The following is a 14,594-nucleotide window of genomic DNA, read 5'->3' as shown; positions in this document are numbered from 1 at the left end:
TGGCGGGGCCTGTCTGCTTCTGGCATGGCGTCCGCTCCCGCCGGGCCTCTTGTGGAACGCCACCGCCAGCGTGCCGGTCGGCCTTTATCGCCTCACCCAGGCCGCGCCGAAGGTCGGCGACCTCGTCGTCTTTGACCCGCCGTCGCTGACCGCAGCGTGGCTGGCGGAGGCGGGATGGCTTCCCCGGGGCGTGCCCCTGATCAAGCCTGTCGCCGCCCTGCCTGGCGCGAGCGTCTGCCGGATCGGCGACCGGCTGGTGGTCAACGGGACGGCGTTGGTGCGCGTCCGTGACCACGACGGCGCTGGCCGGTTGCTTCCGCAATGGCGCGGTTGCCGCAAGCTCGCCGCCGATGAGATCTTCGTCGTCTCCACCGTCGAAGGCAGCTTCGACGGCCGCTACCTGGGACCCACCCCGCTGGCGTCTGTGCGCGGCGTGGCCCGTCCCGTCTGGACCTGGCCATCGAGCGCTCAGGTTGGCGCGCCATGAAGGGACGGATCGCTCCGCTCCTGCTCGCTGGACTGCTGGCTGTTTGGCCAGGCCTGGCCATGGCCCACCAGGCGGCGGTCCTGCGCGCCGCCGAGCGCTTTGATCTGGAGCCCAGACTGATCGAAGCGGTGATCCAGGTCGAGAGCGGCGGCGACCGGCGCGCCGTTTCGCCGGCCGGCGCCATGGGCCTGATGCAGCTGATGCCGGGCACCTGGTCGGACCTGCGATCGCAACTGGGCCTGGGCGAGGATCCGTTCGACCCGGAAGACAACGTGTTGGCTGGGACGGCGTACCTGCGCTGGTTGCTCGACCGCTATGGGCGCGAGGGCTTTCTGTCGGCCTACAACGCAGGGCCGGGCCGCTATGAGCAGAGCTTGAGCGGCCGGCCTCTGCCGCCTGAGACCGTGGCCTATGTCGCCAAGCTGCGCGATCGGATCGCCGGCGCGCCGGGGTCTGCGGATTGGCGCGCGGCGGGCCTGTTTCCACCCGCCTGGTCGGCGCGCTGGCGCTCGCCGCCCCAGGCGCTCTTCGTTGAGAGGAGCCGATGAACCTCATGATCCGATCGGATCTTGGCGCGTCCTGGAGAAGGCAAAGGCGATGGCCAGATAAAAGCACCGCCGTCGGTGTGCGCGCGAGGCGTTGTGGGACTTGGGGTTGCAACGCCGTCTGCGCTCGGAGCCGGCTGGCGCACGGCGAGATTTGCTCAAGGATTTCAGATCGCCCCGCGCCATCGGTGGCCTCGTGAGTGAGTTCGACGACGATTTTCTGGTGCGACCGGGACGCAGCCGGGCCGAACGGGGCGGGCTCTCGACCGGCTCCTTCCTCGGCCAGGTCAAGCGCGCGGCGGCCCTAGCCAACGATCCGGGCGCGGGCGCGCGACGGGGCCGCGCCGTCGCGCGCGGCGGACTGGCGCGTGGCGCGGGGCGCAGCGCCAACCTGACGGCCAGTCGCCGTCGCGTGGTCGTCAAGACCCGAGTGGTGCGCCATCGGGGAAGCCGCTTTCGGGCCGCGCCCTTGGCCAGGCATATCGCCTATCTCGAGCGTGAAGGCGTCACGCGCGACGGCGAGAAGGCCGCCATGTTCGACGCGACCGGTGAGCGCGCCGATGTCGCCGCTTTCGCCGCGCGCTGCCAGGACGATCGCCACCATTTCCGCTTCATCATCTCGCCGGAGGATGCGCCGGCGATGTCGGATCTTCGCGGCTTTGCCCGTGACCTCATGGCGCGCGCCGAGCAGGACCTCGGCGCGCGGTTGGACTGGGTGGCTGTCGATCATTGGAACACCGACAATCCCCACCTTCATGTTCTGGTTCGCGGGCGGGCGCAGGGGCGCGACCTGGTGATCGCCGGCGACTACCTCGCTCAGGGCTTGCGCGGCCGGGCTCAGGATCTCGTCACCTTGGAGCTTGGTCCGCGCACGGCGCGTGAGATCGCCAAAGGCCTGGACGCAGAGATCGCCGCAGACCGCTGGACCGGTCTGGACCGCGGTCTCGTCCGCAAGGCCGACGACGATGGACGGCTGGACCTGCGTCGCCAGGCGGGCGATCCAGATGACGGCCGGCGCGCCTTGGGGCGTGCGTCGCACCTGCAGAAGCTGGGCCTGGCCGAACCGCTCGGGCCCGCCCGTTGGCGACTGGCGCCCGATCTCGAAGCGCGACTACGCGACCTCTCCATCCGGGGCGACATCATCAAGACCCTCCATCGGGCCATGGCGGGCGAGGGACGAGCGGTGGAGCCCGGACGCTTCGTGATCCACGACGACCAGGCCGCCCAGCCGGTCGTCGGCCGACTGGTCGAGCGCGGTCTGCGCGACGAGCTGACAGGATCGGCCTATGCGATCATTGATGGTCTGGACGGTCGCCAGCATCATCTGGGTTTCGCCGACCTGGAAGACACGGGCGACGCCCGCCCGGGGGCGATCGTGGAATTGCGCGCGCCTCCAAGCGCGCGCACCCGGTCCCTGGCGATCCGCAGTGACTTGTCGCTCGACGGCCAGATCCACGCCGAGGGGGCGACCTGGCTGGACCGGCGGATCCTGCGGCAGGCGCAGGGCGGAGGCGAAGCTGGCTTCGGCGCCGAAGCGACCGCCGCTGCGGAAAGCCGGATCGAGGTCCTGCTCGCGCGGGGGCTGGCTGAGCGGCGCGACGGGCGGGTGACATTCGCCCCCCGCCTTCTGGCGACGCTTCAGACCCGAGAGCTAGAGGCGGTCCGTGCGCGGATCGCCGGCGAGACCGGCTTGTCCCCGCTTGCCGAGGCTCAGGCGGGCGAGACCTTCGCCGGGGTCTATCGCCGGCGCCTCGACCTGGCGTCCGGGCGCTTTGCCATGATCGAGGACGGATTGGGCTTTCGCCTCGCGCCCTGGCGTCCGGGCCTCGAGCCTCATCTGGGCCGCACCGTCATGGGGCGTGTCGCGATTGGGGGCGAGGTGACATTCGAGCCGGGGCGCGCCCGTGGTCTTGGTCTATGATCCGTCCTCGTCCTCGTCAGGGGCGACGGGCAGTCCCACCCGTCCGGCGTTCTTGGCGACCCAAGCGTCATTCTGCTCCCGCGCGGCCTTGGCCTGGCGAGACAGATCTTGGAACATCGCCCGGTAGGCCGAGACGAAGGTCGTGGTCTCAAGCCGCGCGATATCCTCGCCGGCGTCCTCGACGAACTCCTGCAGCGTGATCATCAAGGCCACCATCGCCTTGTTCTGAGCGACATAGGCGGCGAACTCCGGTCGGCCGATCTGCACCGCTGCCAGGACGCCTATGGGGTCGCAATCGAGGGCGGCGCCGAACCTGAGGACATGGTCGACATTGAGCTGGCCGCCGCCGGCCTCGAAATGCTGGTAGCCCCGCAAGGACAAGCCCAAGGCGGCCGCCAGATCGCGTGACTTGGCGCCGCTGCGAACGCCGCGAACCGCCTTCAGGGCGCGAGACAGAAGATGAGCGCGCTTTTTGCTGTCGGGGTCCTTATCCGTCATTCAGCCCACGCATACGCAATCTACCTGAAGGTGTAGCAAGGCTTTGGTGATCGGCGATAGCCACAACCCGCCCGGAAGCCCAAGGGAATGGCTCGCGCCACCGTGGGATCTCGCCGGTCACTGCACTATCAAGTAAATCGCAAATGGTGGTGCGCAAATATATTGCGTATTGGCGCAAATATCCTGCGCATAGGTATAATATACCGAATATATCTTGCGGTTGAACGATGAAGGTTGTGCGACTATTTGTGTAATGGTGGCGTAGCGAAGCGATGAACTGGCGTGCGCTTTCGTTGTCTGGAGACACGCGTGAGAATTTCGTCGCCCGGTAAAGCCAGGGACCCCTTCACAGCCGCCCTCGGCGCTCTACGCCACCGTATCCGCGCGGGCGACCTGGTGCTGGGCGAGCCATTGACCATCACCGAGCTGGCCGATGATCTGGGTCTGAGCGCGACACCGGTGCGCGAGGCCCTTTCCCGGTTGGCGGGAGAGGGGCTGATCGAGGACCAGAGAGGCCGAGGCTACTTCGCCCGTCGCCTCGACGTCGCCGATCTGGTCGAACTCTACAGCATGCGGCGTCTCTACCTCGTCGACGCCCTTTCGGCCGCGCCGAGGTCAGAACTTCATGACACCGTCCCAGCGGCCGAGGATCCGATCGGCCAGGGAGAACAGCTTGGTTTGCACTTTGATCGGATCATCGCTCAGGCGGGCAATCGCGCCCTCCAGGAAGCCTACCGACAGACCGCCGATCGCTTGGCCCCCGCCATCGTCGTGGAAGCGCAGATCTTTCCCGTCCGAGAGGAGCTTCTGGGCCTTCTCGCCGCGGGGCGCGGCGGCGGCGGCGCGGTTCAGGGGGCGATCGACGCCCTGCATGAGGTCCGTCGGCAGCGCGCTGGCGATGTCGTCCGCGCCCTGCGAGCTCGTGCGAATATATCCCGGTTATAGGCCCAATATACTATCAATGCAGGGTGGTGGATGCGCCTGATGTGTTGTCGCGATTGTGCGATCAACACTGATATGGAGCGTGTCATGACCAAGACCCGTAAGTTCCGCCTCGTCCGCGTCGGCGACGCCAAGCGCCTGACCAAGGGCGACGGCACCGTCAGCCTCGAGATCAACCTGGAGCCCAAGCAGGTCGCCGGCTGATCATCCCGGGCGCTGGCCGCCCCGGTCAGCGACCGTTCCTGACATCAACGCGCGTCCGTTCGGGCGCCTCGCTGAGGAGCGCATCATGCGATCCAAGGACAAGACCACCACCATCGTTCGCCTGGGTTCGGCCAAGCGCCTGACCCGCGGGGGCTTCAACTTCAGCATCGAGCTGAACATGCAGCCGCGCGAGTTCGCCGGCTGATCTATCGCGGCGGCGCGCCTGCGGGCCGCCGCCGCGCTTTGCCGTAAACCCGCACTGCCGGAAAGACACATGCATTTGGCTGGCTGGGTCCATGGCGCGCGCCTGGGCCAGGACATCGTGTTGCTCGATACCCGCAAGGGCGAGTACTTCTGCCTGCCCAACGGCGCGGACGCTTTCAGCCCGTCCGGGTCGGATCTGGAGATCCTCGACGCCGATCTCGCGGCGGATCTTTCGGACCTCGCACTGCTTGGAGAGCCCGACCCTCTTCGTCGCGCACCGCCTCCGCGGGCGAGCCTTGATCTTGGATCGCCGCCGTCGCCCAGGCTGGCGACGCGGGAGCTTCTGGACGCCGTGGCCGCCTATGGCGTGATGCTGCGACGTTACTACCGACGACCTTTCGCCGAACTGATCACATATGCCGCCAAGCATCGTCAGACGGCGCCGCCTCGAGAGATCAGCGCGGATCTTGTGCGGCGTGTCGCGCTCTTTCGCAGGCTTCTGCCCCTGGCGCCGTTTCCCGGCGTCTGCCTCTATCGCGCCTTCCTGTTGCTGATCTTCCTGCGACAGGCCGGTTTCGACGCGGACTGGGTGTTCGGCGTCAAGACCTGGTCCTTCGAGGCTCATTGCTGGCTGCAGATCGGTGACACGGTGCTCGATGACCGGGCCGAGCGCTTGATCGCCTACACGCCGATCATGGTCGTCTGACATGCGCGACTACGTCATGCTCACCTGGGATACGTCGGACCTCGCGGCTGGCGCCCAGGCCGAAGCGATCGCCGCGCCCCTAGCGTCGTCATGGCGCCTGGAAGCGCGCGAGCCTGGCCTGTTGCTGCTTGTGCCCTTGGACCGGCCGCCAGCCGTGCGCATCCTTCAAGGCGGACGCCTCGTCCTCATCGGCGACTTCTGGGGCGACGATGTCGAACAGATCCGTGGCGATCCGTCCGTCACGTCGCACCAACTGAGCCAGGGTGGGTGGGGCCGCTATGCCGCGATCTTCCGGGGGGCGCACGGCTTGGCCGAGGCCGTCTATCGCGACCCGTCCGGCGGGCTCGACGCGATCGCCTGGCGACGGGACGGCGTGGGCATCGTCGCGTCGGACCTGCTTGCCGATCTCGATCACGCCGCGCCCAGGGCGCTGGCCATCGACTGGGCGGTCGTCGGCGCTGCGCTCTGCGACCGAATGCACCTAGCCGGCGCGACGCCGCTGGTCGGGCTGACCACGATCACCCCGGGCGGCCTCCGGAAGCTGGGCGGCGACAAGGCCGAAACGCTGATCTGGCGGCCAGACCGGTTCGCGCGTCTGGCCCTGGATGACGCGGTGGATCGTCAAGTCGGGCTCGTCGCGGTGATCGACAGAACGATCGCCGCGCTGACCGGGCGAAGATCGACCCTGGCGGAAGTGTCGGGCGGTCTCGATTCCGCGATCGTCGCCTCCAGCCTCGTCAGGGCGCGGACCGACGTGCGGGGGTGGCTCAACTATCATGTCGTCGATCCTCATGGCGATGAGCGGACCTTCGCGCGCGCCGTGGCCCGCCAGAACGGGTTTGTGCTGACCGAGGCGGTCAAGGCCGATGCCGGTGTCGATCTTGGCGGCCTGGAGCACGGCAGCCCCAGCGCTCGTCCGAGCTTTCGGCTGGTCGATGCGGCCTACGATCAGGATCTGGCAAGACGCTGTCGCGATCTTGGTGTGGCGCAGATCGTCACCGGTCTGGGCGGCGATGTCGTCTTCATGCAGGGCGGCAGCCGATGGCTCGGCGGCGACTACTTGCGTCACACACCGCCATGGCGTTGGCGGCCCAAGGCCCTGATGGAGATCGCGCGCCGCGCCCAGACCTCGGTCTGGCGGGTCACACGTCTTGGCTTGGCGGGCGCTGTCGGGCTTGGCCACCCAACATCGCCACCGCCGCGACACCTGACTGCGGTCGCGATCACGGCGGCCCGGCGCCGCCCCCCGCCGCTGTGGCGCAAGGCGTTGAAGGGGTTGACGCCGACCAAGCGCGCGCAGGTCGAAGGCTTGGCCCGCGTGCTGCTGGTGACGGGCCGTTCGGCGCGTTCGAGCGTGGCCGACGTCGTCAACCCGCTGTTGGCCCAGCCCGTCATGGAAGCGACCCTGAGCTTGTCGTCGCTCACCCTGACGCAGGGCGGTGACGATCGCGCCTTCGCCCGCGCCGCCTTCGCCGACCGCTTGCCCTCGCTGGTGCGAGACCGTCGCTCCAAGGGCGACCTTAGCCGGCACTACGGCCAGGCCCTCGCGCGCGACCTGCCGCAGCTGCGCGACCTCTTGCTGGACGGCGCCTTGGCCGAGGCCGGCCTTCTACGCCGCGACGTGGTCGACGCGATGCTCACGCCGGAGCATCTGATCTGGAGCGATCCCTACCGCGACATCATCGGCATGGTCGTCATGGAGCTTTGGGTGCGGTCCTGGCGCTCACGGCTTGTTCGCCTCGGGTACGGGAACATCTAGCGCCTGATCCAGGAAGGCGAAGCTTTCAGCATAGAGCCGGCGGATGTTTTCAGGGGCCAGAACCACATGGCCTTCGCCCCAGAAGGTCAGAAGCTTGGCGTCCTTGCCCAGGCGATAGAAGGCCGAGAACATCTCCTCGCCCTGGGTGGCGCCGTAGCCGTCGAGATCACCGTAGATCAGCAGCACCGGCGCGGTGATCCTGTCGGCGTTGAGATAGGGGCTGGCGCGGATATAGCGGTGTGGCGCGACCCACGGCGGAGCGCCCACACGCATCTGGCCCGTCTCCAGATACCCCGTGCCGGCGTTGAAGACGAACCCCTCCTCCGGGCGCGTGCGCGCTGCGTTGCCGCGAACCTGCCCCCAGGCGCTGAACTGGTCGGTGATGCCGGCCGAGGCGATGACCGCCTTGAACCTTGGCGACTGTGTCGCGGCCGACAGGACGATGTAGCCGCCGAAGCTATGGCCCCAGAGGGCCACGCGATCAGCGTCGGCCAGTCCGGCGGCGCCGACCGCATCGACGGCGGTGAGAATGGCCGAAGCCATGCCTTCGCCAGGGTCGTCCGTTGGGCTGCGCACCAGGCTCGGATAGAGAACCGCATAGCCACGCGCCGCGATCAGCTGGGCGGAGATATTGGTCACGGCCAGACCCGGCAGCAGGTCCGATGGCGGCTTCGACGCCGAGAAGTGGCTTCGGCTCGGATAGGGCACGACCACGATCGGCGGCCGATCGCCGGGCTTCCAGCCTGGCGGCAGCATCAACCAACTGGTGACTTCCAAGCCATCTGGAGCGCGATGCTTCACCGGCTTGACGAGGTTGAGGTCGCGCGTGGCGAACTGCGGATTGAGCACCGCCGCGGCCCGGCGCTGTCCGTGATCGACAATGGATAGCGTCTGGACGCCGTGATCGTCGCGCTCGAGGGTGACGGCCGCGCCGCGAACTGTGATCAGGTTCAGAGCGGCGGGCGCTGGCCCGAAGTCCTCGACCGTGCCGGATGCAATGCGCACGAGCCGCCCCTTGGCGACGCCGACAAGGTTGGGTTCGGAGCCGGCGCGCGCGAAATCCAGACCGGAGATCTGGCTTGAGGGCGCTCTGATCGGCGTAAAGCCCTCGAGCACCGGCTTGGCCTGACCGCTCCGAGCATCAATGGCCAGGAGTCGATCGCCATCGAGCGCCAACAGGTCCTCGCCCGGCGTCTGATAAAGACGCGCCGCCTTTTCCGCTCCGGCCGGCAGCGGAGCGATTGGCCCCGCCCCCCGAAGGCGCCACCAGGCGCTGGCGGCCGAGGAGGAAGCAGCGTCCGGCGCGCCCCAGGCGACAGGAAGGTCGGCCAGCCAGCCGGCCTGGATCAGCTCGAAGCCCTCATTGGTGCGGCCCATGGTTGGGCGAAAGCCGAGGAGCCAGGACACCGCATCGGCGCCCGCTCGGGCCGGGGAGATCACCGCCAGGCGCCCTTCCTGCACGGCTTGGCCTGGGCGCCTGGCATGGATCAACAGCCGGTCCCCGCTCGGCGCCCACGACAGCAGAAACGGTGACAGATCGCAGGACGGGCAAGGCGCGAGAACCTGCTTGGTCTCCAGGTCGACGACGACGAGATCGCGACGCCGCATCGCTGTGCCGCCGGTTACGGGCTCCAGCGCGCTCGGCTGGGTGTCGGCGCCCTCCTTGACCGCCGCGACGTACCGTCCGTTCGGCGCCAGTTCGAGATAGAGGAAATCGCCCTTGGCCAGGGACGAGGCCTTGCCGGTCTCGACGTCGAGCCGCACCAGCGTGGCTGGGATGTTTGATCCGCCGCGGCTCAAGTACCGCCCCGAGCCGATCATCGTGGCCGATGGGCCGCCATCGATCGCCGTGGCGCGCCAGCGCGCCGCCAGGGTGGCGGGCGGTTCCGACCCGCGCCTCAAGAGCAGGTGCGGCCTATCCGTCGGATGGGTGATCGCGATGATCTCCGTTTCTCCCCGCCAGGCGGCCGTTCGTCCCTGGACCGAGAAGTCCACGCCCAGGCCAAACCAGCGAACCTTCCGGCTGAACAGGTCGATCACCCCCGTCTCCCAGTGATGGTCGCGGACGCGGTGGACGAGCATCCGTTGGCCAGAGGGCGAGAACGGTCCCGGCACGAAACCGGTGTTGCGGTCCGGCGGGATCAGGAACGCCGCTGGCGCGGCTTTCGTCAGGTCGATGACGCGCAGTCGGCTGGTGGCCAGATAGTAGGCGGCGTCATAGTCGAACCGCGGCGCATGGGCCTGGCCCGCATAGGTCTGCACAACCACCCAGCGCCCATCGGGCGAGGCCAGGGTGGTGACCAGGGTCTCGGCGTCGAGGAGGTCGTTGATCGTATAGGGCTCGGCCCGACTGGGCGAGCTGGCCAGGGCGCAGCACAGCGCCACGACCGCGAGAAGCTGTCGCATGGGTGGTCCTTCGAGGGGAAGCGTCGCGGCGCGGCGTTGATCGCCGCGCCGCCGGGGGATCACCAGCGTTTGGTGAGCTGAAGAGCCACGACACGGCCCAGGACGTCGGCGTTGGCAGAGTCGTAGCCTACGCCTTGGACCGCGTCATAGAAGGGCGGCTGCTGGCCCAGCAGGTTCTGGGCCGAAAGCGCGATCACCACCCCTGCCGATGGCCCGCGGGTCGAGGGCGCGGTCCACCGGACCTGGGCGTCCAGGGTGGTCCAGCTGTCGATCTTCACGCCAGCCGAGGTCCGATAGTCATCAACATAGCGAACCGTGGCGTTCGTGACGAAGTCGCCATGCGTCCAGGCCAGGCCGAGATTGGCCCGCAGATCGACCGGAAAGGTCGCCAGATCGACGTACTGGATGGTCGGCGCGTCGACCGTCAGCTGGCGCTTGTAGTCGAACAGATAGGACGCATCGCCGTTGAGGACGACGCTGTCACCCGCCAGGCTGAACGGCCAACTGGCCTGCAGGTCCAGGCCACGAACCTTCAACTCGCCGACATTGCGGTTGCGCCCGTCGAGGATCGCCCCGAAGGCGTTGGCCGGAAAGAGCTTGGCGTCCGTCGAGGTCGGGTGGTCGATCAGGGACTGGGCCGCGGCCATGTCTGCCGCATTGGTCGGATTGAGGCGTCGCACGAAGCTGGCGTAGATCGGGTTGGTCAGAGCGTTGATGACGTCGTCATACACCGGATGGCCGACCTGATCGGAAAAGCGGGTGTCGAAGTAGGTCAGGCTCAGGCGTGCGCCGCGACGTGCCTGGGACGCCAGATCGAACCCCAGCGTCCAGGTCTTGGCGGTTTCGGGGCCCAGGTCGGGATTGCCGCCCGTCTCCATCAGGATGAGCGTCTGTCCGGACGTGTCGGGCAGGATGGCCGCGCCGACGGCGTAGGTCTCATAGATGTCGGCGAGCGTGGGGGCGCGAAACGACGTGCCGTAACTGGCCCGCACCTTCAGGGATTCGATAGGCGTCCACACCGCGCCAATCTTCGGATTACGCGTGACGCCAAAGTCGCTGTAGCGCTCGATCCGACCGGCCAGCGAAAGTTCCAGGCGCCGCACCCCGGGCACGCCCATTTCCGGCGAAACCAAAGGGGCTCGGAATTCGACATAGCCCGCCGAGACGTCACGGTCGAACAGGCGTCCCCCGCTCGTCGTCGGGCTGGTTCCCGAGGTCAGGTTGGTGGTGCGCACGATGAAATCCTCGTGCCGCGCCTGGACTCCGAGCGCCATTTTCAGCGGTCCCGCCGGCAGGGTCAGCAGCACGCCATCGATCTGGACGCCGCCGGCGCTCACCCGGTTTCGCCGCTTGAGGTGCTGGTAGCCGCTGTTGACGAAGTCGAGAACCGCCGCGTTGCTGGTCCCGAACGGATTGAAATAGCCGTCTCGGGCGGCGCTGAAGGGCGTGAGCGGATCGTCGGCGAGATTGCCCAGGGCTTCGTTGAGGAAGCGCGTGTTCAAGGCGCGGTTCTGATCGCGACGGCCTCGGTCGATGCTGAAAGCGCCATAGGCGTCCCAGCGCCAGGTCCGCCCGAAATCTCGCGCCGCGCCGAAGGTCAGGCCCAGGTTTTCGCCCAGCCCTGACAGTCGGCGAGGGCCAAGATCATCGGTGAAATTGTACCCGATCAGGTGGGAGGCCGCGCCGGTCGGCGAAACGAAGTAGGGATTGGCCTGCCGGACAGTGAGGATCGTGGTGGGGCCGCCCTGCAAGTAGGAGAAACGGCGATGGGTGTAGATGGCGTCGGCCGACAGTTCGACCTCGCCGACATCCTGGCGGACGCTGGCGTAGAAGCTCGCGCGCTCCTGTTCGGGTAAGGTGTCGCTGCCCTGGCGCGGATCGCCGAGATTGGCTGAACCGGCGATGAAATCCGTCGGCTTCAGGCTGGTCCCTGGCGCGGGGCGCGGGATCGCATAGAGCGGGACGTAGCCCCCGACCGCGGCGCTGTAGGCGACGATGTTCCCAGGATGGGCGAAGCTGTTGCGATGGTCGGTCCCTCCCAGCCCCCGCAGGTCGCTGCTTTTGGTGAGGCGGCGATCCAGGGCCGACAAGGCGTCGCGATGGTGATACTCGCCCGAAACGACGAGGTTGCCGCCGGTCCAGCCGAAGCCGGCCGTCTGGGAGACCTGTCGTTCCTGAGCTTTGCCGCCCTCGGCGACGCTGGCGCGCAGGCGCGTTTCGGCGCCGATGAAATTACGCCGCAGCCGCACATTGACCACGCCGCCCACGGCGTCCGACCCATAGAGCGCCGAGGCCCCGTCGAGAAGCACCTCGACCCGTTCGACCGCGCCGGTCGGGATGGCCGAGACATCGGCGAAGTTGCCTTTCAACCCGGTTCCAGCCACTCGCCGGCCGTTGAGCAGGATCAGGGTCGCCGAACTGCCTAGGCCTCGCAGGTTGATGCCGGTGGCGACGGAGTCGTTGGTGAAGCTGCGATCAGCGCCGAGCAGCTGGTTGGCCGGCGTCGAGCCGCCGCCGAAGTTCTGGGGCAGGTCGCTCAAGGCGTCGGCCAGGGTTGCATGTCCGCCGCTGTCCAGCGTCTCGCGATCGAGGTGGACGATCGGCGAAGCGCCATCGCCCGCCCCCCGGATCAGCGATCCGGTCACCACCACTTCAGCGACCTCGGTGGGGCCGGGCTCTGGAGCGGCCGCGTCGGGGGTTGCCGTCTGCTCGTCCTCGAAACGGATCGGCGTCGTGCGCCGCTTGAGAACAAAAGCGTTTGTTCCCCCGCGCCGGACCTCGATCGGGGCGCCGGCCAGCAGCCGGGCGATCGCCTCGTCGGACGTCAGGCGTCCGCGAACGCCTGACGTCTTCAGCCCGGCGACCAGATCCGGCGTATAGATCAGCTGGCGCCCGCTCTGATGGGCGAAGGCCTGGAGCGCGCCGTCCAGCGATCCGGGCTGGATATTGAAGTCGACCGTCTGGGTTTGCGCCTGGGGCGCGGCGAGCGCGGCATTGGCCCCGAGCGGCAGGGTCAGAATGGTGGTCGCCAGCCCAGCCAGCAGGCGGCGGCGCAGAGATGCGGAAAGCATGAAACAGGTCCCCTCAGACGCTCGCGCGGCGTCCGTCGCGGGACGGATCTTCTTTGCACGGCGCAGTGCGTCGGCGGATTGACGCGTCAGCCGCCTCGTCTCCCTGGACCTGCGGAAAAGAAAATCAGGGGCTCTCGTTGTGGGCTCCAGAACGAGTCAACCGGAAGACCCCCTTCTCCGGTCGGGTGACGGTCAGATCGAGCAGTTCGGCGGCCGAGCTGACAAAGGTCTCGGTGTCGCCGGCGTCGAACGCGCCGCTGATGGGCGCGCGTTCCAGGTCGCCCACATCGAGTTCGATCTTGCGACGATCGTAGCGCCGGACCTCCTCGACGGCCTCGCCGAGCGGAACGGATTTGAAGACCAGGCGGCCGGTCGTCCAGCTCGTCTGGGCCTGCACGTCCGCGAAGGTCGGCGTCGTGGTCTTGGGCGACAGCGTCTGCCCGGGCGTCAGCCGCAAGGGCTTGGTGTCGGCTTGGGCCTGGCGCTTCACCTCCACCGCGCCGCGCAGGAGCGTGACACGTGCGCCGCCATCTTCCCGCCGCACGTCGAAGCGCGTGCCCAAGGCCTTCACCGAGGTTTCGCCGGCGGTGACGACGAAGGGGCGCGTGGCGTCATGGGCGACGTCGAACAAGGCCTGTCCGCGATCAAGACGGATGTCGCGGTTGGCGCGCGAATAGCGAACGCTGACCTTTGTCTGGGTGTCCAGGACGATGGACGAGCCGTCGTCGAGGCGAACCGTTCGTGTTTCGCCCACGTCCGTGGCGTAGGTCGTAGGACCCCAAAGGGCGTAGCCCCCGACCGCGCCGATCACCAGGATCGCCGCGGCGAAGCCCACGCCGATGATCGGCCGGCGCACGGACTTTCGGTCAGGGACCGAACGCGTTAGCGCCGACGAGACGGCGGCTTCAATGTCGGGGTCGGCTTGGAGCGCGGCGCTCCGGCGCCAGAACGCATCGACGGCGTCATAAGCCTCCTTGTGACCCGGCGCTTTGCGCCAGAGTCGAAAGGCCTCCATGTCGGCGGCGGACACGTCGCGTTTGTTCAGGCGAGCAAACCAGTCCGCGGCCTCTTCCTTGGCTTGGTCGCTCGAAACGGTCGAAAGGCTCATGTGACGCTTCTTCCGCTCAGTCCTTAACGTGCTTGACGCAGTGAGCGATGGCCCTGCTCAGCCGCCATTCTACAGACTTCACCGATAAACCGCAGCGTGTGGCGATCTCTTCATAGGTCAAACCGTGGAAGCGGCTCAAGACGAAGACATCGCGATAGGCCTCGGGGATCGACAGGATGACCTCCTTGGCGGCCAGCAACTCCAGCGCTGCCTCTCCGGTGACGCCGCCTTCGGGTTCGTCACGCACGGCCTTGGCATGTCGCCCCCGAACCTCGCGGCGGCGCAGGATGTCCTTGGCCAGGTTCGAGGCCACGCGCATCAGCAGCGCGCGCGGGCGGCGAATGTCGCGCACGGCGTGGGGAGCCAGACGGGCATAGGTCTCCTGCACGACGTCATCGGCGTCCGCATCCAAGCCCTGGCCGAAACGTCGACGCAGCATGCCGCCAAGCCAAGATGCATGGCGCCGATAGAGCTGGTCCATGTCTTGGCCATCATCCCATCCCGCTTCGGGCTGGGTGGCGAGCCTCTTCAGATTCCGATCCATCGCCGACTCCGCTGCTCACGGAGGCGAGGGAAACGCCTGGGCGGACAAGGGCGCGCGACCGCGAACCGCGGACACGGGTTGCGCGCCTGGAATCCAGACGCGAGCGGCCAGCCGTCTCCGGCTCGTCGCTATGGCTCTAATCAACGCACGGGGTTTCCACGCCCCACCAGCGTGCAAGGACGCCAGCCGGAGAATCCTG

11 protein-coding genes are annotated in these 14,594 nt (G+C 67.9%); 6 read left to right on the top strand and 5 right to left on the bottom strand.

The features are described 5' to 3' along the window. Window positions 1–49: 49 nt before the first annotated feature. The 3 genes from AC1RRS_RS14100 to AC1RRS_RS14090 all read left to right on the top strand — a co-directional run bounded on the left by AC1RRS_RS14100 (window position 50) and on the right by AC1RRS_RS14090 (window position 2,953). Window positions 50–487: a S26 family signal peptidase gene (locus AC1RRS_RS14100; RefSeq protein WP_492855703.1), complete on the top strand. Its 438-nt coding sequence runs from the start codon at window positions 50–52 to the stop codon at window positions 485–487. Then, a complete protein-coding gene (locus AC1RRS_RS14095; RefSeq protein WP_492855701.1) occupies window positions 484–1,035 on the top strand; it encodes a lytic transglycosylase domain-containing protein in 552 nt (183 codons plus the stop codon). The genes AC1RRS_RS14100 and AC1RRS_RS14095 overlap by 4 nt, the downstream gene beginning before the upstream one ends. A gap of 106 nt (window positions 1,036–1,141) precedes the next feature. Next, window positions 1,142–2,953, top strand: coding sequence for a relaxase/mobilization nuclease domain-containing protein (locus tag AC1RRS_RS14090; RefSeq protein ID WP_492855699.1), 1,812 nt, complete (start codon window positions 1,142–1,144; stop codon window positions 2,951–2,953). Here the strand turns inward: AC1RRS_RS14090 and AC1RRS_RS14085 are convergent. Continuing rightward, a complete protein-coding gene (locus AC1RRS_RS14085) occupies window positions 2,948–3,451 on the bottom strand; it encodes a hypothetical protein (protein WP_487290710.1) in 504 nt (167 codons plus the stop codon). The genes AC1RRS_RS14090 and AC1RRS_RS14085 overlap by 6 nt on opposite strands. Before the next feature lie 309 nt (window positions 3,452–3,760). Between AC1RRS_RS14085 and AC1RRS_RS14080 the strand changes: the two genes are divergently transcribed. The 3 genes from AC1RRS_RS14080 (at window position 3,761) to AC1RRS_RS14070 (ending at window position 7,266) form a co-directional block, all read left to right on the top strand. Next, the gene (locus AC1RRS_RS14080) at window positions 3,761–4,396 is read left to right on the top strand and encodes a GntR family transcriptional regulator (protein ID WP_487290711.1); all 636 of its coding nucleotides are present in this window, start codon (window positions 3,761–3,763) and stop codon (window positions 4,394–4,396) included. 475 nt (window positions 4,397–4,871) lie between these two features. Then, window positions 4,872–5,507: a lasso peptide biosynthesis B2 protein gene (locus tag AC1RRS_RS14075; RefSeq protein WP_492855697.1), complete on the top strand. Its 636-nt coding sequence runs from the start codon at window positions 4,872–4,874 to the stop codon at window positions 5,505–5,507. A gap of 1 nt (window position 5,508) precedes the next feature. Then, a complete protein-coding gene (locus AC1RRS_RS14070; RefSeq protein ID WP_492855696.1) occupies window positions 5,509–7,266 on the top strand; it encodes an asparagine synthase-related protein in 1,758 nt (585 codons plus the stop codon). Here the strand turns inward: AC1RRS_RS14070 and AC1RRS_RS14065 are convergent. The 4 genes from AC1RRS_RS14065 to AC1RRS_RS14050 form a co-directional block, all read right to left on the bottom strand. Continuing rightward, the gene (locus AC1RRS_RS14065) at window positions 7,231–9,672 is read right to left on the bottom strand and encodes a S9 family peptidase (RefSeq protein WP_492855695.1); all 2,442 of its coding nucleotides are present in this window, start codon (window positions 9,670–9,672) and stop codon (window positions 7,231–7,233) included. The two genes, AC1RRS_RS14070 and AC1RRS_RS14065, sit on opposite strands and share 36 nt — an antisense overlap. A gap of 59 nt (window positions 9,673–9,731) precedes the next feature. Further along, window positions 9,732–12,743, bottom strand: a complete 3,012-nt coding sequence (locus AC1RRS_RS14060) for a TonB-dependent receptor domain-containing protein (protein ID WP_492855694.1) — start codon at window positions 12,741–12,743, stop codon at window positions 9,732–9,734. Between the two features lie 124 nt (window positions 12,744–12,867). Next, a complete protein-coding gene (locus tag AC1RRS_RS14055) occupies window positions 12,868–13,851 on the bottom strand; it encodes a FecR family protein (RefSeq protein WP_492855693.1) in 984 nt (327 codons plus the stop codon). A 16-nt stretch (window positions 13,852–13,867) separates the two neighbouring features. After that, the gene (locus AC1RRS_RS14050) at window positions 13,868–14,395 is read right to left on the bottom strand and encodes an RNA polymerase sigma factor (protein ID WP_492855691.1); all 528 of its coding nucleotides are present in this window, start codon (window positions 14,393–14,395) and stop codon (window positions 13,868–13,870) included. Window positions 14,396–14,594: the final 199 nt, after the last annotated feature.

The organism is Caulobacter sp. GW821-FHT12A07, from assembly GCF_058807655.1.
Note: the sequence above shows the minus strand (reverse complement) of the source record. Positions and strands in the feature narration are given on the sequence as shown.

Coding starts and splice junctions, on each gene's coding strand:
- AC1RRS_RS14050 (WP_492855691.1), bottom strand. CDS start 14,395: ATGGATCGGAATCTGAAGAGGCTCGCCACCCAGCCCGAAGCGGGATGG.
- AC1RRS_RS14075 (WP_492855697.1), top strand. CDS start 4,872: ATGCATTTGGCTGGCTGGGTCCATGGCGCGCGCCTGGGCCAGGACATC.
- AC1RRS_RS14070 (WP_492855696.1), top strand. CDS start 5,509: ATGCGCGACTACGTCATGCTCACCTGGGATACGTCGGACCTCGCGGCT.
- AC1RRS_RS14060 (WP_492855694.1), bottom strand. CDS start 12,743: ATGCTTTCCGCATCTCTGCGCCGCCGCCTGCTGGCTGGGCTGGCGACC.
- AC1RRS_RS14095 (WP_492855701.1), top strand. CDS start 484: ATGAAGGGACGGATCGCTCCGCTCCTGCTCGCTGGACTGCTGGCTGTT.
- AC1RRS_RS14065 (WP_492855695.1), bottom strand. CDS start 9,672: ATGCGACAGCTTCTCGCGGTCGTGGCGCTGTGCTGCGCCCTGGCCAGC.
- AC1RRS_RS14085 (WP_487290710.1), bottom strand. CDS start 3,451: ATGACGGATAAGGACCCCGACAGCAAAAAGCGCGCTCATCTTCTGTCT.
- AC1RRS_RS14055 (WP_492855693.1), bottom strand. CDS start 13,851: ATGAGCCTTTCGACCGTTTCGAGCGACCAAGCCAAGGAAGAGGCCGCG.